Annotated in this window: 19 protein-coding genes and 1 tRNA gene; 10 read left to right on the top strand and 10 right to left on the bottom strand. The window is 63.3% G+C overall.

Annotation, left to right across the window (positions count from 1 at the left end):
* The first annotated feature begins 344 nt into the window (after positions 1-344).
* Complete coding sequence (locus AC3D25_RS29405; RefSeq protein WP_488891996.1) at positions 345-1,148, top strand: alpha/beta fold hydrolase; 804 nt, start codon at positions 345-347, stop codon at positions 1,146-1,148.
* A 74-nt stretch (positions 1,149-1,222) separates the two neighbouring features.
* Positions 1,223-1,840, top strand: a complete 618-nt coding sequence (locus tag AC3D25_RS29410; protein WP_488891997.1) for an ATP-binding cassette domain-containing protein — start codon at positions 1,223-1,225, stop codon at positions 1,838-1,840.
* On the opposite strand, the gene AC3D25_RS29415 is transcribed toward AC3D25_RS29410, so the two are convergent.
* Positions 1,837-2,181, bottom strand: coding sequence for a response regulator (locus AC3D25_RS29415; RefSeq protein WP_488891998.1), 345 nt, complete (start codon positions 2,179-2,181; stop codon positions 1,837-1,839). The two genes, AC3D25_RS29410 and AC3D25_RS29415, sit on opposite strands and share 4 nt — an antisense overlap.
* A gap of 332 nt (positions 2,182-2,513) precedes the next feature.
* Between AC3D25_RS29415 and AC3D25_RS29420 the strand changes: the two genes are divergently transcribed.
* The 4 genes from AC3D25_RS29420 (at position 2,514) to AC3D25_RS29435 (ending at position 7,675) form a co-directional block, all read left to right on the top strand.
* Positions 2,514-4,952, top strand: coding sequence for a glucose/quinate/shikimate family membrane-bound PQQ-dependent dehydrogenase (locus AC3D25_RS29420; protein WP_488891999.1), 2,439 nt, complete (start codon positions 2,514-2,516; stop codon positions 4,950-4,952).
* A 136-nt stretch (positions 4,953-5,088) separates the two neighbouring features.
* Positions 5,089-6,144 carry a porin gene (locus AC3D25_RS29425; protein WP_488892000.1) on the top strand — a complete coding sequence of 352 codons (1,056 nt, stop codon included), beginning with the start codon at positions 5,089-5,091 and terminating at the stop codon, positions 6,142-6,144.
* A gap of 400 nt (positions 6,145-6,544) precedes the next feature.
* On the top strand, positions 6,545-7,021 hold the full coding sequence (locus AC3D25_RS29430; RefSeq protein WP_488892001.1) for a glycine zipper family protein: 477 nt from the start codon (positions 6,545-6,547) through the stop codon (positions 7,019-7,021).
* Between the two features lie 60 nt (positions 7,022-7,081).
* On the top strand, positions 7,082-7,675 hold the full coding sequence (locus AC3D25_RS29435; protein WP_488892002.1) for a hypothetical protein: 594 nt from the start codon (positions 7,082-7,084) through the stop codon (positions 7,673-7,675).
* 108 nt (positions 7,676-7,783) lie between these two features.
* Here AC3D25_RS29435 and AC3D25_RS29440 read toward each other — a convergent pair whose 3' ends face one another.
* The 5 genes from AC3D25_RS29440 to ppk2 all read right to left on the bottom strand — a co-directional run bounded on the left by AC3D25_RS29440 (position 7,784) and on the right by ppk2 (position 11,930).
* The gene (locus AC3D25_RS29440; RefSeq protein ID WP_488892003.1) at positions 7,784-8,041 is read right to left on the bottom strand and encodes an RNA-binding protein; all 258 of its coding nucleotides are present in this window, start codon (positions 8,039-8,041) and stop codon (positions 7,784-7,786) included.
* A 176-nt stretch (positions 8,042-8,217) separates the two neighbouring features.
* Positions 8,218-8,604 carry a response regulator transcription factor gene (locus tag AC3D25_RS29445; RefSeq protein ID WP_488892191.1) on the bottom strand — a complete coding sequence of 129 codons (387 nt, stop codon included), beginning with the start codon at positions 8,602-8,604 and terminating at the stop codon, positions 8,218-8,220.
* 200 nt (positions 8,605-8,804) lie between these two features.
* A complete protein-coding gene (locus AC3D25_RS29450) occupies positions 8,805-9,428 on the bottom strand; it encodes a response regulator transcription factor (protein WP_488892004.1) in 624 nt (207 codons plus the stop codon).
* On the bottom strand, positions 9,425-10,549 hold the full coding sequence (locus AC3D25_RS29455) for a sensor histidine kinase (RefSeq protein WP_488892005.1): 1,125 nt from the start codon (positions 10,547-10,549) through the stop codon (positions 9,425-9,427). The genes AC3D25_RS29450 and AC3D25_RS29455 overlap by 4 nt, the downstream gene beginning before the upstream one ends.
* A 535-nt stretch (positions 10,550-11,084) precedes the next feature.
* Positions 11,085-11,930, bottom strand: coding sequence for a polyphosphate kinase 2 (gene ppk2, locus AC3D25_RS29460; protein WP_488892006.1), 846 nt, complete (start codon positions 11,928-11,930; stop codon positions 11,085-11,087).
* Positions 11,931-12,321: 391 nt separating this feature from the next.
* On the opposite strand from ppk2, the gene AC3D25_RS29465 reads away from it, so the two are divergent.
* The 4 genes from AC3D25_RS29465 to AC3D25_RS29480 are packed head-to-tail and all read left to right on the top strand — an operon-like array spanning position 12,322 to position 16,540.
* On the top strand, positions 12,322-12,888 hold the full coding sequence (locus AC3D25_RS29465) for a lipid-binding SYLF domain-containing protein (protein ID WP_488892007.1): 567 nt from the start codon (positions 12,322-12,324) through the stop codon (positions 12,886-12,888).
* A gap of 19 nt (positions 12,889-12,907) precedes the next feature.
* Positions 12,908-14,188 carry an LssY C-terminal domain-containing protein gene (locus AC3D25_RS29470; RefSeq protein ID WP_488892192.1) on the top strand — a complete coding sequence of 427 codons (1,281 nt, stop codon included), beginning with the start codon at positions 12,908-12,910 and terminating at the stop codon, positions 14,186-14,188.
* A complete protein-coding gene (locus tag AC3D25_RS29475) occupies positions 14,185-15,438 on the top strand; it encodes an LssY C-terminal domain-containing protein (protein WP_488892008.1) in 1,254 nt (417 codons plus the stop codon). The genes AC3D25_RS29470 and AC3D25_RS29475 overlap by 4 nt, the downstream gene beginning before the upstream one ends.
* Positions 15,425-16,540, top strand: a complete 1,116-nt coding sequence (locus tag AC3D25_RS29480) for a lipase family protein (protein WP_488892009.1) — start codon at positions 15,425-15,427, stop codon at positions 16,538-16,540. The genes AC3D25_RS29475 and AC3D25_RS29480 overlap by 14 nt, the downstream gene beginning before the upstream one ends.
* A 22-nt stretch (positions 16,541-16,562) precedes the next feature.
* Here the strand turns inward: AC3D25_RS29480 and AC3D25_RS29485 are convergent, their stop codons facing one another.
* From AC3D25_RS29485 to selA, 4 genes are all read right to left on the bottom strand, one after another.
* A complete protein-coding gene (locus AC3D25_RS29485; protein ID WP_488892010.1) occupies positions 16,563-17,558 on the bottom strand; it encodes a 2-hydroxyacid dehydrogenase in 996 nt (331 codons plus the stop codon).
* A gap of 327 nt (positions 17,559-17,885) precedes the next feature.
* Positions 17,886-17,981 (bottom strand) — tRNA-Sec (locus AC3D25_RS29490).
* A 47-nt stretch (positions 17,982-18,028) separates the two neighbouring features.
* Positions 18,029-19,939: a selenocysteine-specific translation elongation factor gene (gene selB / locus AC3D25_RS29495; protein WP_488892011.1), complete on the bottom strand. Its 1,911-nt coding sequence runs from the start codon at positions 19,937-19,939 to the stop codon at positions 18,029-18,031.
* Entirely contained in the window at positions 19,936-21,366 is a 1,431-nt protein-coding gene (gene selA / locus AC3D25_RS29500) for an L-seryl-tRNA(Sec) selenium transferase (RefSeq protein WP_488892012.1), read from the bottom strand. The genes selB and selA overlap by 4 nt, the downstream gene beginning before the upstream one ends.
* Positions 21,367-21,374: the final 8 nt, after the last annotated feature.

The raw sequence follows: 21,374 nt of genomic DNA on the forward strand, positions 1-21,374 counted from the left end.
ATGCAATGATCTGACAACGACGCAGTTCGCGTCCGCGCGGCAGGCCGCTAATTCACCGCAATGCAATGCCAGACAAGGCGGAAGCAAGATCAGACGGGCATCGGCGGGGCGGTCGGCACAAGTTTGCCGAGTGCGCACGCGATAAATAAAACAGATGGGGTGATCGTCAATGCGCAATGCGAGCGTGGCCGCGCGCCGGATCACGCTCGGAGGGAACGCGTCGCGACTGGATTCGGGCGGGACGAAATCGCATCGAGCGTGAACGTCCAGATGCCCAGGGCGCACCCGGCCTGTCCGCCTGCGATATGAAATAATGAGAACCGGCCGTTTCCCCTGAGGTTTTCATGTCGGTTCAGTTGCGTAACAACGTCCACGTGGGCGGGATGGGTGACGTCACGATGGTGTTCGCACATGGTTTCGGATGCGACCAGACCATGTGGCGGCGGCTCGCGCCCGCTTTCGCTACGCGTTACCGGACCGTGCTTTTCGATCTTGTCGGCAGCGGGCAATCCGATCTGTCGGCCTATGACCCGGAGAAATACAGTTCGCTTCACGGCTACGCGTCGGACGTAGTGGATATTCTCCATGACTTCGCCGATGGCCCCGCGATCTACGTCGGACACTCCGTCAGCACGATGATCGGCATGCTCGCCGCGCTCGATCGCCCGGATCTTTTCGCGGCGCACGTGATGATCGGGCCGTCGCCGTGCTTCATCAACGACGGCGACTATATCGGCGGCTTTACCCGCGCGGACATCGAGGGATTGCTCGCGACGCTGGAAAGCAATTATCTCGGCTGGTCCAGCACGATGGCGCCCGCCATCATGGGCGCGCCCGACCAGCCGGAACTGAGCGAAGAATTGACGGACAGCTTCTGCCAGACCGATCCCGATATCGCCAAGCATTTCGCCCGCGTCGCTTTTCTCGCCGACCTCCGCGCCGAACTGCCGCGCGTTACCACGCCCACGCTGATTCTTCAGTCCGAAAAGGATATCCTCGCGCCGGTCGAGGTCGGCGAGTACATGCACCGCGTCATGCCCGACAGCACCCTGGCCGTGGTCGCGAACATCGGCCACTGCCCGCATCTCAGCGAACCTTCCGCGAGCATGGACGCGATCCAGCCGTTCCTGCGCGGACTTTCGCTCTGACCGCGCACGCCCGGACTCACACGCTCTGACTCACTCGCTCTGACTCACTCGCTCTGACTCACTCGCTCTGACTCATGCTTCGATTCGAAAACCTCGGCAAACGCTACGGCGATCACGTGCTCTTTCAGGGCCTGCAGTACCACGCGGGCGCGGAAAGCGTCGCCCTCAACGACGATTCCGGCACCGGCAAAACCACGCTGCTCGGCATGCTGGCCGGCGAAATCGCGGCGGATGAAGGCGACGTGTGGATCGGCGGGCATTCGATGCGATCCGCGCCGCGAGAAGCAATGTCCTTGCTGACCTACGTGCCCGACGACTGCATCGGCGACGCTCGTGAGACCGGGCGTGATTATCTGGCGCGCGTGGCCGCAGAGCGTAAGGCGGCGCTGGACGCGACCGTCCTCGAATGGGCGGAGCGCTTCGGCCTCGCGCCGCATCTCGACAAGCGGTTCGAGCAAATGTCGTTCGGCACGCGCAAGAAAATGTGCCTGACGTCCGCCGTGCTCGGCGAGACGAAGGTCGTGATCGCGGATGAACCCGGCGGCGGGCTGGATGCCGCCGCGCGCTCGGTGCTGGTTGATTTGTTCACGTCGCTGGCCCGCGATCGCGCCGTGTTTTTTTCGAGCTACGACACGGCGCTCGCACGCGCATGCGGCGCGAAGCCGATCGCTTTCGCGGATCTTCGCAGCTAGCAGCCGTTGATCGCGGCCTCCAGCGTGTCGCCCGTTACCGGCTTCAGCAGATAACCATCGAATGGCGCGAGTTCGTCTTCGGTGAGATTTGCCCGTCCCGTCACCGCGACCACGCACGCGTGCTGATTCGTCCCCGCTTGCCGCAAACGCTGGCATAGCTCGCGCCCGTCCGCATCGGGCAAGCCGATATCGAGAAAAATCGCATCGTATTCATTGCGCGACGTCATCGCGATCGCGTGCTGACCGTCGCCGGCCGAACTCGCCTCGTGCCCGAGCGACGCCGCCAGCGCCACGAAAGCATCGGCTAGCCGGGGATCGTCCTCGATAAACAGTATCCGCATCTTTTCCGCCTCACCGCGAAACTGCCGAAACCCGCCGCCGCACCGGTAATTCCGGCGCACTTGGGCAAGCCGCGATTCTTGATCGAACTTCGATCCTACCGCTCCAAAATCACGCGCTCCCGAATCGCTCCGCAAGGAGCGTTCCGCGTTTCGCGCTCCGCGGCTGCAAATTAAGGGGCGCATCTGCGTGCTGCCGGATTAAGCACAAGGGTAACTAAACGGTTAAAATATTCGCCTTTGATGCCGTTAACGCATCACGAAGGACTGCCCGGCGCGTTTTCGCGCTGCCGCGCGGCCCGTTAGACCATGCAACTGATTTCTGGAGAGAAGTTTTGACGTCTAAAAGTGAAGCCCGCGCATCGGGTGCACTGAAATTGTGGTGTTGGCTGCTGGGACTCGCGCTGCTCGCGACCGGCCTGTTCTTCTCGATCGGCGGCGCGAAACTGGCCATGCTGGGCGGAAGCATGTACTTCCTGATTGCCGGCATCGTGACGGTTCTTTCCGCTATCCAGCTTTTCCGTCGACGATCTTCGGCCGTGCTGCTGTTCGCGCTCGTGTTCGTCGGCACGCTGATCTGGGCGCCGATCGATGCGGGCTTCGACTTCTGGCCGCTCGTCTCGCGCCTGATGCTGCCCGCCGGACTGACGGTGCTGCTGCTGGCAACGTGGCCCGCGCTGCGCAATCGCGAAGCCAAAGCGCCCGCAGCGCGCGTTTCGTTCGCGCTGTGCGGCGTGCTGGCCGTGGCGATGATCGCGACTTTCGTGCAGATGTTTCAACCGCATCCGCCGGTGGCGTTCAGCGGCACGCCCACGCAACGCGTCCCCGTCGATCCCGCCCACGCGCAGAAGAACTGGGACAACTACGGCAATACGCCGGGCGGCAGCCGCTTCGTGGCGCTCGACCAGATCACGCGCGACAACGTCAGCCAGTTGCAGGTTGCATGGACCTTTCATACCGGCGACGTGCCGGTGAGCCCCGGCGGCAACGGCGCGGAAGATCAGGAAACGCCGCTGCAGATCGGCAACCGGCTGTACCTTTGCACGCCGCATAACAACGTCATCGCGCTCGACGCCGACACCGGCGCGCAATTCTGGAAGCGTGAGATCGACGCGCAATCGCAGGTCTGGAATCGCTGCCGCGGTCTGGCTTACTTCGACGCCACGCAGCCCTTGCAGCAACCTTCCGTGGTGGGCGCGACGCCCGTTCTGCCGCCCGCGATCGCGCCGACCGATCCGTGCCAGCGCCGCATTCTGATGAACACGATCGACGCGCGGCTGGTTGCCATCGACGCGGATAACGGCGAGTTGTGCGAGAACTTCGGCAACAAGGGTTTCGTCGATCTGAAAGCCGGCATGGGCGCGGCGGAAGATCCGAAATATCAGCTCACGTCCGCGCCGACGCTCGCCGGCACGACGATTGTCGTAGGCGGCCGGGTTGCGGACAACGTGCAGACCGACATGCCGGGCGGCGTCATGCGCGGTTTCGACGTCATCACGGGACAGATGCGCTGGGCCTTCGATCCGGGCCACGACGATCCCAACGCCGCGCTCAAGCCCGACCAGACCTTCGCGCGCAGCACGCCGAACTCGTGGGCGCCGATGTCCTACGACCGCGCGATGAACACGGTATTCATCCCGATGGGCAGTTCGTCGGTCGACCTGTGGGGCGCGAACCGCACGCCGCTCGACCATCGTTACGCCACGTCCATTCTTGCGCTCGACGCGACGACCGGCAAGGAGAAGTGGGTGTACCAGACGGTCCATAACGACCTCTGGGACTTCGACGTGCCGATGCAGCCGAGCCTGATCGACTTTCCGGAGAAGGACGGCACGACGAAGCCGGCGGTGGTTTTCGGCACGAAGTCCGGGCAGATTTTCGTGCTCGACCGCCTGACCGGAAAACCGCTCACCAAGGTCGAAGAGCAGCCCGTCAAGACGCGCTCGATTCCGGGCGAGCAGTATTCGAAGACGCAGCCGGTTTCGGTCGGGATGCCGCGTATCGGCTCCGATACGCTGAAGGAATCGGACATGTGGGGCGCGACGCCGTTCGATCAGCTGATCTGCCGCATCAGCTTCAAGTCGATGCGCTACGACGGTCTCTTTACCGCGCCCGACACGGACGTTTCGCTGAGCTTTCCGGGTTCGCTCGGCGGCATGAACTGGGGCAGCCTGTCCAGCGATCCGACGAGCCACACCATCTTCGTCAACGACATGCGCCTTGGCCTGTGGGTCCAGATGATCCCGCAAAAGACCGATAAAAACGCGCCTGCCAGCAACGGCGGCGAGTCGGTCAACGCGGGCATGGGCGCGGTGCCGCTCAAGGGCACGCCCTACGGCGTGAACAAGAACCGCTTCATGTCGCCGCTCGGCATTCCGTGCCAGAAGCCGCCTTTCGGCACGCTTTCCGCGGTCGATCTGAAGACCCAGAAGATCTTGTGGCAAGTGCCGGTGGGGAGTGTCGAGGATACCGGGCCGTTCGGGATCAAGATGAAAATGAAGATGCCGATCGGCATGCCGACGCTCGGCGGCACGCTCGCGACGCAAGGCGGGCTGGTCTTTATCGCCGGGACGCAGGATTATTATCTGCGTGCCTTCGACAGCGCGACGGGCAAGGAAGCCTGGAAGGCGCGTCTGCCGGTGGGCAGCCAGGGCGGTCCGATGAGCTACGTATCGCCGAAGACGGGACGGCAGTACGTGCTGATCTCGGCGGGCGGCGCGCGCCAGTCGCCCGATCGCGGCGACTACGTTATCGCGTATGCTCTGAAGCCTTGATGGCAGCGCGACGGCGGCGGTAGTCGCCGCCGTGGCCGCTTTTTTCGTCAGCACCGACGCATTTGCAACGGCCGTGCCGCGCAATTCATCGCGCGCCGGCCGATTTTCATTGATCGCCCGCCGAGGCGAAGAAGCCATGTTTCCACCATTTTCCTTTAGCGAGACGGCAGCGCGTCGCCCACGCCTGCGGCTCGCCTCGATTGCTTGCGTCGCGCTCGCGTTCAATGCGCAGATCGCTCGCGCACAAGCATCCGTCACGTTGTACGGCACGATCGACACGAGTATCGAGGTCACCAATCCCGGTTCGTCGTGGACACCGCGAATGGATTCGGGCGCGTATCGGGGATCGCGTTTTGGACTGCGCGGCTCGGAGCCGATCAGTTCGGACACGCGCATCCTGTTCGATCTCGAGAACGGCTTCGGCTCGACGGACGGCACGCTCGCCACGGCGGGAACGATCTTCAACCGGCAGGCGTGGATCGGCGTGGGCGCACCTTGGGGCGAATTGCGAATGGGGCGTCAGTACTCCCCGATCTATATTCCGTTCAAGGGCCAACTGGACGCATTCGGCGCCGGGACGATCGCCTCGGGATTAAACAATCTCTCCAAAATCACGCCGTACACGAATAACGGTGTGACGTACCTGTCGCCGAATTTTTACGGCTTCACGACGACGCTGATGATCGCGTTGCGCGACAGCGGCAACGGCAACGGTTTGTCCGGCAACTACGAGACTGTCGCGTACCGGAACGGACCGTTCCGCGCTTCGTATGCTCACCAGGACACGCAGGGCAGCACGGGGCTGCGCGCGAATCTGGGCGGTGTTTCGTATCGTGCCGGCAAGACGACGGCGTTCGTATCGTTTTTCAACGACGACGGCGGATCGCCGCGTTATCACGACGACGGCGTCTCGGTATCGATGCGATACGCGTTCAGCGGGCGGTTTCGCTCGTCGCTCGGATACGCGTATGTGCGCGACCGGTCGGGCGGCGACAACGATGCCGACCAGTTCAGCGCGGCTTGCGAATACGATCTTTCGCCTAAGGTCATGCTCTATGCGAGCGCCGCGATGCTGCGCAATCATGGCAATGCGGTGTTCACGCTTCGCGGCGTGAATGTTACCGGGCTGGCGCCTGCTTATCCGGGGGCGCCGGTGCGCGGGGTTCAGGTTGGGATGATCGATCGGTTTTAAGGGTTTGGGTTCGCTCGCGCCCTGAAGTTGCTTTCGTTGGGTCTGCGGTTTCGGGTTTCGGGTTTCGGTCTCGATGGCCCGTAGGGAAGCAGGCTCGATGCAAACACAGACACATTTCCGCATGCAGCCGAATTTTGCATGGCGCGGGCAGCGGACGCTTTCCCGCGCTCATAAGCGGCTTAGACCGACAGCGCGGCGAACTGGACATACGACCTTGGTCCAATTGCGCCCGGCACCTGAGCCACGCGATGATGATCGCGACGCTGCCCTTCCTGCACGCACACCGCCCCGCGCCCGATCCCGACAGGACCGCAAAGACCCGTGCAGGTTCGAACCGCAAGCCGCCGCGACACGGGCAGCAGGCAGTCCGTATTGGCGCGGGCTCACGCAAGGAGTCGCCATGACGACATGGACCAAGCACTTTTTCGTCGCCGCTTTAGCCTGCTCGATGTCGCTCGACGGCATGGCGCAATCGAAACCCATTGCGTACCCGGCAAAGGGACAAAGCCAGCAAACCCAGCAGAAAGACGACGGCGCGTGCTACTCGTGGGCCAAGGGCAACACCGGCGTGGACCCCGCTGCGCTGGCTAGCGCGCCGCCACCGCCGCCATCGGGACCCGCCGTGGGCGGCGGCGAGCGCGTGCAGGGCGCGGCGCGGGGCGCGGCGGGCGGAGCGGTCATCGGAGCAATCGCGGGCGATGCTGGAAAAGGCGCGGCGATCGGCGCCACGACAGGCACCATGGTCGGCGGGTCGCGTGCGCGGCAGAACAAGCGCGCGGCCGCGGCATCGACACAGTCGCAAGCGCAGGGCGCGATGGACACCTTCAACCGCGCTTACGCGGCGTGCATGGAAGGACGCGGCTACACGATCAAATAAACGCCAGCCGAGGCGCGGCAATGCGCCGCCAGAACTGCGCAGATGTTCAAGGAGATCAGCATGAGAAGCAGAAAAAACAGCAAGCGCCTCATTGCAGCGGCGCTCCTGTGTTACGCGACTGCGGGCTTCGCGCAAAGCGACCCGCAAGTGGCCGTCACGAGCGCGCCCGGCAAGGTATCGGCGAGCGGCACGGTCAAGACGGTCTCGACCGTCGTGGGTATCGAAGCGGATACGCGAACGGTATGGCTAAAGGACGGCAAAGGCAAGGTCGTGCAAGTCGCGGTGGGCGAGGAAGCACGCAACTTCGACCAGTTGAAGATTGGCGACGTGGTCACGGCCGAATACTCGGAGGCCATCACCGTCACGCTCAAAAAAGGCGGCAAACCGCTCGCCGCCAACGAACATCAGAGTCTAGAGCGCACGCCGGCGGGCGCCAAACCCGGCGGAACGATTGGCCGGGAAGTGACGATCATCGCCAATGTCACCGCGGTCAATCATCAGACCGGCATGGTGACGCTGAAGGGTCCGCAAGGCAACTCGATGGACCTTGCCGTACGCGATCCCGACCAGCTCAAGCTCATCAAGAAAGGCGATCAGATGGAAGTTGTCTACAAGGAAGCCGTGGCGATCTCCGTCGAACCTAAAAGCAAATAGCGTGCTTTGAATGAGGCCAAAAAGACACGCACGGTCGGGCTTGCTGCGCGACGCGCGCCCTGCCCGGTTCCTTGCCGGGCGACTTCGCCAAACCGGAATCTTCGCCGCTCAGAATTCGTCGCGATCCGGCAGCAGCAGCGCGGTAATCGTGCGGTCTTTCCAGAACAGGTTATGGATACGCGACTGGAGTATCCGCAATCTGTCGGCCGCCAAGCCGTCGAAATTCACGACCGCCGAAGGACGCGAACCCGTTCCCGGAATTCGGCGGATCGAATCGCATTGCGGGAATCCATACCGTATCAGGAACTCGCCGATTTCTTCATCGGTGACGCTTGTCTCGACGTTTCCGAGCATCAATTCAGCCATGATCGCCGCTCCCCTGGTCCCTGATCCCTCATCCCGTTACGCTTCGCCATCAGATCCGAACCACCGCCGCTCGCATGGTCATCGAACGGTGCAGCGCATCGACCCGATTGAGTCTGGCATTCGCCGGACCAGGAAGCAATCGGACCTTGGTCTCATAGCGTGCAAGCAAAAGCGACTTAAGGCAATGGCGTGCGGCCTAGCGCCATTTCAACGGCCTTGATCAGAATCGCGCCATTGAACGGCTTTCGCAGATAAGCCGCAGCGCCGCACGCAATCGCGGTCTCTCGTGCGGAGTGTTCGTCGTAGGCGGTAATCACGATCACGGGTGTGCCCGAGGGCGCCAGTTGCCGCTGAACTTCCAGGCCATTGATGCCGGACATCTGAATGTCCAGAATCACGCAAAGAGGCCGGTACGACGGAATGGCCGCGAGCGTATCGAGAAACTCGGCACCGCTCGCGAACGATTCCGCCGCGATGCCGACAGAGCGCAGCAACCGCTTGATGGATCGGCGAACCGAGTCGTCATCGTCGACGACAGCCACGACCGAGTCGAGATTGACCATATGATGGCGCGAACGCGCAGTCGCCCCGAAAGTATCCTTTTTCCGCTCCAGCTTAGTGGCGGACAGAGAATCGCGATATAGGGCTTTGGTCCACTGGCACATTCGACCCGGGCGTCCTTCGGGCAGGATCAAAACTGGCGATCGGCTAACGCACCGATTTTTCGTTTAGCGATGTACGTCCCCTCGTTTTCTGGCGGGAACTACTCGTCGTCGGCTGCGTGCACGCCGGCTTTTTCGGCGAGCCGAACAAGTTCGACGATCGACCTCGCCTTCATTTTCTCCATGACGCGCGCCCGATGGATCTTGATGGTCTTTTCCGCCGCGCCGAGGTCGCTTGCGACCTGCTTGTTAAGGCGGCCCGTCAGCACGAGCGCCATGACTTCACGCTCGCGGCGCGTGAGATGGTTGAGCCGCTCCTCGATCTCGGCCCTCTGACTTCTCTTGGCAAAATCGAGGCATGCACGTTCAAACGCGCGCTCGACCGCCGCAAGCACTTTCGATCCGCACACCGGCTTGGTCAAAAAGTCGAGCGCGCCCGCTTTCATCGCATCGGCGCATGAACCGACGTCGCCATGACCGGTGAGAAATACGATTGGAAGAATCTGGTTGAGCTTGCGCTGCAATTCGAGTCCCGACAGGCCGGGCATCTGCAGATCGAGAACGAGGCACGCGGGTGCGCTCGTCACGTCGGCATCCGCGAGAAACGACTGCGGCGTCTCGAAGCATTCCACGCGATAGCCCGAGGCGCGCAGCAGTCTTGCGAGCGCGCCGCGCACTCTTTCGTCGTCATCGACGATAAAGACACGGCGAATCGTCTGACTCACGGCGATCGCGGGCCGCTGTCCTGTCTCGGGCCGGGGGATCGGGGCAGCGTTACATGAAACGACGCTCCCGGTCCTTCGTTGCTCTGCGCCCATAGTCGTCCTCCGTGACCGGAAATGATCGTGCGGCTAATGGAAAGGCCGAGGCCAAGGCCTTGCGGTTTCGTCGTGTAGAAGGCTCTGAAGATCTTGTGCATCTTGTCGATCGTCAGACCTTGCCCCCAGTCTTTTACGGTGATCCGAACACCGCCATCCGGCTCTTCGCCGACGAACGTCTCGACCAGACGCTCGGCAGGATCGCGGTCCCTCACCGCATCGAAGGCGTTCAGCAAAAGGTTGAGCACCACCTGCTGAAGCTGAACCTTGTCGCCGCAAACCATCGCCAGATTTTCCGCGACCGAGAACCTGAGACGGATGCCCCGAGCCGTCGCGTCGCTACGCACCAGCAGGGCGATATCGCAAACGAGCGCGCCGATATCGAGCGGCCGCAGTTCGACCTCGCCCTTGCGCGCCAGCGTGTGAATCTTGCGTATGACATCGCTCGCGCGACAGCCGTCCGTGACGATATCTTCGAGTGCGTCGTGAAGTTCGGCAGCGTTAGCCGTCTCGGACTCCAGGAATTGTTGCGCGGCCTGCGCGTTGAAAAGAATCGCGGTAAGCGGCTGCTTCAACTCATGCGCCAGCGATCCCGCGAGTTCGCCCAACGATGAAACGCGCGCCAGATGTTCGAGGTCCTCGCGGCTCCGCTGGATCTCCGTGCACGCGCTGCGATCCAGAATGGCAACGACCAGCAACGCATGATTGCGCCGCCCGTGTCTCGACGTATTGACCTCGGCGGGAAAATTCGCGCCATCGCGCCGTCGCGCCACCAGCACTTGCGTTCCTTCAACGTCGGCGATTTTGTTTTCGGTGTCATGCCGAGCGGAAGACGACGGGTCCTCGCACGCTGCATCGATCGGAAACAGCGTCTCGGCGGGCGCATCGATCAATTCGTCTCCGATGTAGCCGAACAGTTCGCTCGTCCGGGCGTTGGCGAAGACGATCCGGTTCCGCTGATCGATCGCGACGATCGGCAGCGGCATCAACTCGAGCATCTGTTCAAGCGGAACACTCGCATCGAGCACGCTTGCGCTGCGGCCGCCATTCGATACCCAAGCGGACCGCGCACGCGCATAGTCCCTTAGGCGCTGTATTGGCCCGGCGATGCGCGGCGGATCGGGTTGGGCGTCCTTCTTTGACCCGCCATCATCGCGGCAATCGAAACGAAGCGGCGTAACGCTCCGTTTGTCTAAGTGGAGATCGCCTTTGGCTCGGATCGCGCGGTCGCTGGCAAGCGAAGCGTCCGTACCCGGAAGACCCACTCTAAAGAAGCAACGCTCGCGCACGTACCGGACTATTGAATTTTCAAATACGTCGATTGCCAGATTTCTACCGTGCATGATCAGGTTGATCATCGGTATCTCCGTACCAATTTGGCGGGATCGGTGCTGTCTCGTTGGACCTTCCCGGCGGCACCGCTGGACAAAGTATAGGACGTCGAGAAAGAGTTACCGGACAATTAGCGCGGTGTCCCGACAGTGCCTAAGCACGCGCCCGGGTTGCTGGCTTGCCGAATGTAGCCAGCGATTAGCGAAGACACAATTAACCTGGAGCGCGCCGTCAGAACGTGTCGGGAACATAGCGAAACGGATGGTCGGACTCGCGATAATCCTTCGCCTTTTGACGCGGCGGCAACGAGATCTTTTCGCGAGGCACCGTCTCGTACGGAATCGAACCGAGCAGATGTTCGATTATATTGAGCCGCGCTTTTTTCTTGTTGTCCGATAGCGCCACGAACCAGGGCGAGATGTCCGTGTCGGTCATCTCGAACATCTCATCGCGGGCACGCGAATAGTCGTACCACCGCCGATACGACTCCAGATCCATCGGCGACAATTTCCAGATTTTCCGCTCGTCGGTGATGCGGGCTTCGAGTCTTCGCGTCTGTTCATCCGGACTGACCTCAAGCCAGTATTTCAGCAAGATGATCCCGGAGCCGATAATGGTCCGCTCGACCAGCGGCACGCCTCTCAGAAACGAACGCGCCTGTTCGTCGGTGCAGAACTTCATCACCCGCTCCACGCCCGCACGGTTGTACCAGCTTCGGTCGAAGAGAACGATTTCGCCCGCTGCGGGTAGATGCGGCAGATAGCGCTGCACATACATCTGGCTTTTTTCCCGATCGGTCGGAGCGGGCAGCGCGACGACCCGGAATACTCGCGGACTCACGCGCTCCGTTATCGCCTTGATCGTGCCGCCCTTGCCCGCGCCATCCCGGCCCTCGAAGATCACGCATATCTTGGCGCCGCTGTGCACCACCCATTGCTGCAACCTGACGAGTTCGACGTGAAGCCGGCGAAGTTCCGCGCAATACGTCTTGTTGTCGAGCTTCCCCGAACGGGCTGCGCCGGCTGCTTTTGCGTCTGCTTTTGCGTCTGCTTTTGCGTCCTTAAGTATCTTCGACATTGTTAGTCTCCTCGCGTCACATGGCGACATCGAACACGATGAAAATGTCATGCCCGGCGCTGCCCCGGCTACAGGACCTTATGCGCCTGTGGGGCGGCCGTTCCGCGCGGCGAAAGCGGGTACGCACAGCATACGTTTGTCCATTCAGCGACGATATTGGACCAAGGGCGTAAGGGTTCGCTTCGTCGGTCGTGAAGGGACACAGGAGCGGCGGTTCGCCGTGCTTACCCGCCGTATAGGACCAAAGTCTGATTGAATCGCGCTCGGCCGCACGACACCATGAATTCCCGGCCAATGGGTGCGGCGAGCCCGCCGTGCGATCGCATGAACAACGGTCTGTGAACCGGTTTTCATACCGGCGCGGCAATCCGCGCTCACCAGGGGGTTAAACGTGAAACGTCGGATCGTCATGCTGACGTTGGCTAGCGCGTTAGCGTCGCCAGCCGTCGTGTTCGGCGCAGGCAAGGCAGAAAAGCAAGCTGAAGTGCGCAAGGCGGCAAAAAGCGCGCTAGCGGCCCTCTACAAGGCGCAACCAGGCGCACGCAAAGTCGTGGAGTCCGCGGCAGGTCACGCGGCCTTCAGCAACTTCGGCATGAAGATCCTGCTTGCCGGCGGCGGCTCGGGTGAAGGGATCGCGGTCAACAACAAGTCCAAAGCGATGACGTACATGAAGATGGCCGAAGTACAGGCCGGCCTCGGCATGGGCATCAAAAAATACCAGCTCGTCTGGGTCTTCGAGAACGAAGGCGCGTTAAACAAATTCGTCTCGTCCGGATGGACGCTCGGCGGACAGGCGACCGCCGCAGCCAAGGCCGGCAGCTCGGGAAGCGCGTATCAGGGCGCGGTCGCCGTGGGGCCGGGCGTCTGGCTTTATCAAATAACGGACAAAGGCCTCGCGCTCGAACTCACCGCAAAAGGAACGAAGTACTATAAAGACGAAGATCTGAACGGAGCTTGAACACATCGTGACGAATCGCATCGTGAACCGACTGCTCCTGGCAGTTGTCGTCGCGTGCGTTCTGTCCGCGTGCGCAACGAACCCGGATTCCTCAGTAGAAATCGCCTACCGAGAGCGCGCGATGACGCGCGCCGAAGGCGGCGTGAAAGTGTCGGCGGCGGTGCTTTCGGCGGATGAGAGCGAAGCCGAATACGGTGTGCCGCTCGCGAAGAAACGGATCCAGCCGGTATGGATTCAAATCGAGAACAACGACACGCGCCGCTATTTCCTGCTGTCGCCGGGGCTGGACCCCAACTTCTTTCCCGCTTCGGAAGCCGCCGAGGCGTTCGCTCACGGCGTGGCGCCCGATGAACAGGAAAAACTGGAAAGGCGCTTTCGTCAGCTAGCGTTCCACAATCCCGTGCTGCCCGGTCAGACCGTATCGGGGTTTGTGCTCACGAATCTCAGCGAGGGCGTGAAGCTCGTTCAGATCGACTTGATTGCGAGCGGTCTGGCGCAGACCTTCTCGCTCCTCATCGTCGTGCCGGGCTTCTATGCCGATTACTACGTGAGCGAAATTTTCCGGCATCCCATCTATCCGCCAGAAAAGATGGTCGACTACACGGACGACGATGCATTTCGCGCCGCCATAGAAGCGCTCCCATGCTGCGCCACGAACGGCGACGGTTCGAAGAACGGCGATCCGCTCAATCTGGTTATCGTCGGTAATCTGGACGACGCATTCCCGGCGCTCGTGCGCCGTGGATGGAGCCCGACCGAGCAGCGGTGGTCGGGCGCGATCATGAAGACCGTGACCTCCGCGCTCTCCGGCGAGCGTTACGTGAATGCGCCGGTAAGCGACCTGTACCTGTTCGGACGCGCGCAAGACCTCGCATTGCAGAAAGCGCGCGACACCATCCACCAGCGCAATCATCTTCGGCTCTGGCTGAGTCCCATGCGTTACCACGGCAAGCCGGTATGGGTCGGGCAGATCAGCCGCGATATCGGCGTGCGCGTAACGTTTCACACATCGACATTCACGACGCACAAGATCGACCCCGACGTCGACGAAGCGCGAACAGCGCTGACGGAGGACATGGCCTACTCGCAGAACCTCGCGAAAATCGGGCTTGTTAAGGGCGTCGGCGCAACGTTGAGAAGCGCGCCTCGTGAAAACCTCACGACCGATCCGTACTACACCGATGGATATCGCCAGTTACTCATTTTCGATGTCCACCCTTCGTCGTTGTCGGAGATCGACTTCTTCCCTTCCGAGCCGGGCGGCGATCGCAATAGCGTGCCGTTGGGAGCAAAACGATGAGCGGGCTGCCATCGTTACTAGGCGTTTTGCGACTGGCTGCGGCCAGCGCGCTTGTCGCGCTGGCTTTCGGCGGCTGCACGACGTGGACCGCCCCGGCTGGCATCGACGATGCGCCGCTTCGCGAGCGGTCCGTCAGCGCGACCCGGCAAGGTGTGCGGGTCAGCGCGACCGTTTTGGGATCCGACGACAGCAAGCGCATTTTCGGCGCCGATATCAACAAGAGCCATGTGCAGCCATTGTGGATCGAAGTTCAGAACCGGACCGCGCAAGCACTTTGGCTGCTTCAATCGGGAACCGATCCGGATTATTTTTCTCCGCTAGAAATAGCATGGCCGCTGCACGGATTGCTCGGGACATCGGCGAACGCTCGCATCGATCAATACTTCCACGCGCGAGCGTTCCAGAATCCGATTCCGCCGGGCGAGACACGCTCCGGGATTCTGTTCACGAATCCCGACCGCGATCCCAAACTCGTGAATGTCGATCTTTTCGGGAGCAGGACGCTTATTCCGTTCACGCTGTTCGTGCCTGTGCCGGACGACATCCCGGACGCGCGTCTCGCGCTAACGCTGTTCCCGTATCCCGAATCCGCGGTCACGGTCTGCCATGACCTGGCTTCGCTGCGGACAGCACTCGAGCAATTGCCGTGTTGCGCCCGCGACGCGCATGCAACGACCGACGCCGATCCGCTGAACGTCGTCGTCATTGGCGAGCTTGGCGATATCGGGGCGGCGATGGTGCGCCGGAGTTTCCACCGCGATGTGTATGCGAGCGATCTCGCACAGCGGGTCTTCGGGCGGAAACCGGACGTCGTCCTGCGCAAGGAAGCGCAGGCAGGCGCGCCCGCGACATCGATACGCGGCTGGCTCGCGCCGATCCGCTATAAAGCGGAAAGCGTCTACGTGGCACAGGTTTCGCGGCCAGTCGGCGGCCGGCTGAGCCATGAAGGCGCGGCGGACCGCGCGTTGCATGAAGACGTCGACGAAGCGCGGAATTACTTCGTGCAGGACATGATGTACGCGGGCGGTCTTGAGAAGCTGGGTTTCGTGAACGGTGTCGGTGCAGCGCCGCAAACACGCCCGCGGGCCGCGCTCGACGGCGCGCGCTACTTCACCGACGGTCTGCGCGCCGTGTTGTTCTTCGCCACGCGTCCACTCAATTTTTCGAACGTCGAATTTCTCGACTGGGTGCCTTACCTCGAAGGGCGTGAGCATGCCGCGAGCAAAGAGAACGGCGATGCAAACAAATAAGCCTTCGACACGCGCCGCGCGAGCGATGGATCGCCTGACGGGCGTTCTGCTCGCGGCTTGTCTCGCCCTTGCCGCATGCGCCGAAAAACCGCTCGTTCCCTACTCGGCCGATACGCCGCCGCTCGCGCTCATACCGGCCTCGCAGGCGGGGGTTCTGGACAAACGGGCGCGCTTTCGCGAGATCTACTGCGCGGTGCTGCAAGCGCACGGCGCGAGCCAGCCCGATTACCGGCAGTGCGAAGACGCGTTGACCCGTGTCGGCGCGGAGCCTGCGGGCACCAACATGCCGGTCGATCTCGGGCAGGCCGGGCGGCCTCTCGTTGCGGTCGTGGTGCCGGGCGTCGGGTATGACTGCTTCAAGGCGTGGCTCGACTCGCCGGGCACCGTGACCCGGCACGTCCGGCAATACGGCTACGATGCGGTCATGCTCGATGTCAGCGGACTGTCGAGCACCGAGCACAACGCGCGACAGATTCGCGATGCCATCATGGCCCTGCCACCCACCGATGGCGCGCCGCGGCTCGTGTTGATCGGCTATTCGAAAGGCGCGCCCGACATCCTTCAGGCAGTGGTGGCGTATCCCGAGATTCGAAGCCGGATCGCGGCGGTGGTGAGCGCGGCCGGTGCGGTCGGCGGCTCGCCGCTCGCCAACGACGCGACGCAATATCAGGCCGACCTGCTGAGGCATTTTCCCGGCGCCACCTGCACGTCCGGCGACGGCGGCGCCGTGGAAAGCCTGCGGCCGGCAAGCCGCAGGACGTGGCTCGCACAGAACCCGCTGCCCGCCGGATTGCGCTATTACTCGCTCGTGACCTTCCCCGATCCCGCGCGCATTTCGTCGATACTCAAGTCGAGTTACGACAAACTCTCGCGTGTCGATTCGCGCAACGACAGCCAGATGATTTTCTACGATCAGGTCATTCCCGGAAGCACGCTCATGGCCTACGTCAATGCCGACCATTGGGCGCTCGCGGTGCCGATCGCCCGGACCCATGCGACGATCGGCTCGTTGATCGTCACGCAGAACGCCTATCCGCGCGAAGCGTTGACGGAGGCGCTTCTGCGCTTCGTGGAGGAAGATCTGGCGACGCCCGCGAAGTGAGATATCGGCGGCCGTGTCGCGCTTAACTCTCGCGGAGTTCGTTTGAAAGCGGCGCGCCCGATTCGAACTCCGTGACGCTTTGGAGCGTCGTTTCGCAGATGGTGCCGACCGCCTCGCGCGTGAGAAAAGCCTGGTGTCCCGTCACGATCACGTTCGGAAACGTGATGAGACGCTGGAGGACATCGTCGGCGATGATGGTGCCCGACAGGTCGCGGAAGAACACGCCCGCTTCCTGCTCGTACACGTCGATGGCAAGACCGCCCAGTTGCCCGCTCGTCAGCGCGGCGAGGACCGCCTCGGTGTCGATCAGCGCGCCGCGGCTCGTGTTGACCAGGATCGCGCCGGGCTTGGCCCGCGAGAGCGCGTGGGCGTCGATGATGTGATAGGTATCGGGCGTGAGCGGACAGTGCAGCGAGATGATGTCGGCGCTTTCCGCGATTTCGCCCGGCAATGCGTAACGCGCGCCCAGCGCCTCGAATTCCGGCGACGGAAACTTGTCGTAGCCGATCACCTTGCAGCCGAATCCCAGCATGATCTTGCCGAAGACTCGTCCGATCTTCCCCGTTCCGATCACGGCGACCGTCTTGCCGTTAAGATCGAAACCCATCAGGCCGTCGAGCGCAAAATTGAAATCGCGCGTGCGATTGTAGGCTCGGTGGATTTTGCGATTGATCGCCAGGACGAGCGTGACGGCGTGCTCGGCCACCGAGTTCGGTGAGTAGTCCACCACGCGCACGACTTTCATCCCGAGGTCCGACGCCGCTTTCACATCGACGTTGTTGAACCCGGTGCAACGCAGCGCGACGAGTTTCGTGCCGCCGCGCGCAAGCGCTTCGAGCACGGTGGAATCCGCTAGATCGTTCACGAAGATGCACACGGCGCCGTGCCCGGCTGCCAGCCCGACGCTCTCGGTGTCGAGAGGAACCTCGTAGTACTGGAGCCGATGGCGATGCGCTGCATTCGCGGCGTTGAGATACTCGCGGTCGTAGGGCTTCGCGCTGAAGACGGCTATGTCCATCGTAGGCCTCCGTTGCCGACCGGGATCGACCGGCCATGAGCGTTTATCGTGCGGTCATTGGCTCGCTGACAAGCAATTGTCCGATGCACTGTTTCGATATGGACGCGCCGGTGCGCTTTCTCGATGTGCTCGCAGCCGCCTTGGGTACTCTGCAATGATATGTGGCGCAATGAAGTATGCAAGCTCGCGGGCGTTCGCTTGCGTTTGCTTGCGTTTGCTTGCGTTCGCTTTAGGCGCGACTCGCCGGCCGGTCCGCCTTAGCCGAGCGCTTCCATGCTTGGGCGTCGGCACTACGGGCCGGGATTTGGGAGTGGCCGAAAAGCCTTGTGGCGGAAGGCAGCAGGAGTCGAACCTACCAGGGAGCGTCTGACGCCCCCTACTGGATTTGAAGTCCAGCCGCACCACCGGATACGGATGCCTTCCCGAGAAAAACCAGATAAACCAGAAAAACCAGCCAGCACGAATCGAAATCAGCTCAATTCCTGCCAGCGGCTGTCCGCGCGCAGCACATGGCGGTCGCGGTGAAAGCGAGTATACCCAACCCGGTCGAAGAATTCTAAGACCTGGATCGCGCGCTTGCGGCCGAGCGCGGTTGCATCGCGGAAAGCGGCGGCGTTGAGCGCGCCGTCCTGCTTTTGCGCCTCCGACGCCGCGAGCTCCGCAAGCTCCCGCACCGCATCGCGATGATAAAAAAGATCGCGCACCACCTGAAACACGTCGCCCTGTCGCGAAAGCTTGCGCAGCAACTGCCGCACGCGATCCTCGGGCACACCGTGCGCCGCAGCCAGATCGCGCACCCAAGGCGGATCGAAGCGGCCAGCGCGTAACGCAGGCAACAGCGCGGCGGCGAGCGCTTCTTCGGCGGCATCGAGCGTCACGGCGTGCGACGGCAGATGCAGCCACGGACCGCTGCGCAAAATCGCGCCGTCCCCAATGGCTGCATCGACGAGCGCGCGCCACAGCGCATCCGGCGCGAGCGGTGCGGCAATCCGACGCAGCCGCGCGGTATCGGGCCCTTGTTCGTCGGGCGAGCGCTCGTGAAAAGTCTGCAAGGCGCGCAGCAAGGTTTCGCTCAATTTGCGCCACGGCTCAGCGGCGATCAGCAGCGCGTCGTCGGAAAGCGGCACCGCGCGGCTGTCGTCCGGCAGCGCGAGCGCCGCCGCCGGCATGCCGGTGAGCCGCTCCAGCAGCGAACGCGGCAAGCCGTTGGGCGCGCGGGCAAGCAAGCCGTCGATACGCCCGCTCGCCAGCATCTCGCTCAGCGCATCCAGCCACGCGCGCCGCTCGGGCGTGCGGCGTTTGCGCGGCGGACCGAACGGATCGAGCACACGCCCGCCGCCCACCGTGCGGTTCGCCTGCGCGTTTCGGACGATAAACCGGTCGCCCGGCAGCGCGCACACGGGTTTGTCGAAGACGAGTTGTGCGCGCGCCGTTTCGCCCGCCGCGAGCCGGTCGCCTTCGAGCAGCGCGACGTGCGCGACCTGATGCGTCGTGCCGAGATGCACGTGCAACGGCGACCAGTGCTGCAATTCGAGCGCGGCATCGGGCAGCAGCGTGAGTTCGGTATCGATACGCTCGGACGTTTGCGCGAGACGCGGATCGACAATCCAGTCGCCGCGCGAGATCGCATCGCGTTCGATACCCGCCAGATTCAGCGCGCACCGCTCGCCCGCGCGCCCGCTCCCGGCCGGCCGGTTCTGCGCGTGGATGCTGCGCACGCGCAACGGTTGGCCGCCCGGCGCGAGCAGCATCGTGTCGCCGACATTCACGCGGCCCGCGAACACCGTGCCCGTCACGATCGTGCCCTGCCCGCTCAGCGTGAAAACGCGATCGATGGCGAGCCGGAACAAGCCGTCGTCGCGACGCATGCGCCACGCCGATGCCGCCGCGCGCAAATGTGCGTTCAGCGCCGCGACGCCGGGATCGTCCTCGCGCGTGGCGTCGGTGTCGAAGATCGGCGCGTCGTGGAGCGGTCCGACCGCAAGCCAGCCGGCGATTTCGGCCCGCACTTCGGCGACGCGCGCGGCGTCGACGCGATCCGTCTTGGTCAGCGCGACCGCGCCCGTGGTGACGCCGAGAAGGCCGAGTATGGCGAGATGCTCGCGCGTTTGCGGCATCACGCCGTCGTCGGCGGCGATCACGAGCAGCGCAAAGTCGATCCCGCACGCGCCCGCCGCCATCGTGTGGACGAGTTTTTCGTGGCCCGGCACGTCGATCAGCCCGAGCACGTCGCCGTTTTCGAGCGGCACGTACGCGTAGCCGAGTTCGATCGAAATGCCACGGGCTTTTTCTTCCTTCAGGCGGTCGGTATCGACGCCCGACAGCGCGCGAACCAGCGTGGTCTTGCCATGGTCGATATGCCCGGCCGTCCCGACGATCATCCGCGCTCCGCTTGAAGTTGCGCGATCAGCACGGCTTCGTCGGCGGCTTCGAGGCAGCGCAGATCGAGCCGCAGCGCGTCATCGGCGATCCGGCCGATCACCGGACGCGGCAGGTCCCGCAAACGCTTTTCGAGCCGGTTGATGAGCCGCCCGCCCCGCTTGCCGCTCGCCGTCCGCACGACGAGCCCGTAGCTCGGCAGGACATCCGCCGGCAACGCGCCGCTGCCGATCTGGCTCAGCATCGGCTCGGTCGTGACCGCATAGTCGTCGCCGATGAACGTCTGCAAGGCGGGCCGCACGCGCTCGGCGGCGATGCGCATGTCGTCGGCGGGACGCGTCAGCAGACGCAGCGTGGTCAGCCGGTCGCGCAGGAATTCCGGCGCGCGATAAAGCCGCAACACAGGTTCGAGCGCGGCCAGCGTGAGCTTGCCGACGCGCAGCGCGCGCTTGAGCGGATGCTTCTTGATTTTCGCGATCAGATCCGCGCGCCCGACGATCAACCCGGCCTGCGGCCCGCCCAGCAGCTTGTCGCCGCTGAACGTGACGAGATCCCCGCCCGCTTCGACCGTTTCGCGCACCGTCGACTCGCGCGGCAGGCCCCACTGCGTCAGATCGACGAGCGTGCCGCTGCCCAGATCGACCGCTACCGGCAAACCGCGCGAGCGCGCAAGCGGCGCGAGTTCTTCGAGCGTGACTTCTTTGGTGAAGCCGGTGATCGCGTAGTTGCTGCAATGCACTTTCATCAGCATCGCGGTGCGCGCGCCGATGGCTTCTTCGTAGTCTTTCAGATGCGTTCGGTTCGTGGTGCCAACCTCGCGCAGCTTCGCGCCCGCGCGGCTCATGATGTCCGGAATGCGGAACGCGCCGCCGATCTCGACCAGTTCGCCGCGCGACACGATCACCTCGCGGCGCGGGGCCAGCGCCGCGAGCGTCAGCAGCACGGCGGCCGCGTTGTTATTGACGACCGTCGCCGCTTCCGCGCCCGTCAATTCGCAGATCAGCTCGTCGATCGGGTCGTCTCGATCACCCCGGCTTCCGGTGGCGAGATTGAATTCCAGGTTGGCCGGGCGCGTAAGCGCTTCGATGACCGCCTGCACCGCTTCGTCCGGCAAGAGCGCGCGGCCGAGGTTGGTATGCAGCACGGTGCCGGTCAGGTTGAACACGCTCCGGACCTTGCTCTGCGACCGTTCGCGCAACGCAACGCCGACCGATGCGGAAAGCCGCGTTTCATCGAGTGCTTCGACGAGCGCGCCGCCGCTTTGCACGCCCGCGCGCCACGCGTCGAGTTCGCGGCGCAACGCGGCCAGCGTCTGCGTGCGCCCGAACTCGGTCACGAGCGGCTGAAACGCCGCCGAAGTCATCACGCGTTCCACCGAAGGCACGCGCGCCATCAGCGCCTTCAACTCACTGCCCGTCACGTCGCTCACGCCGCGCT

This window comes from Caballeronia sp. SL1002, assembly GCF_057814995.1.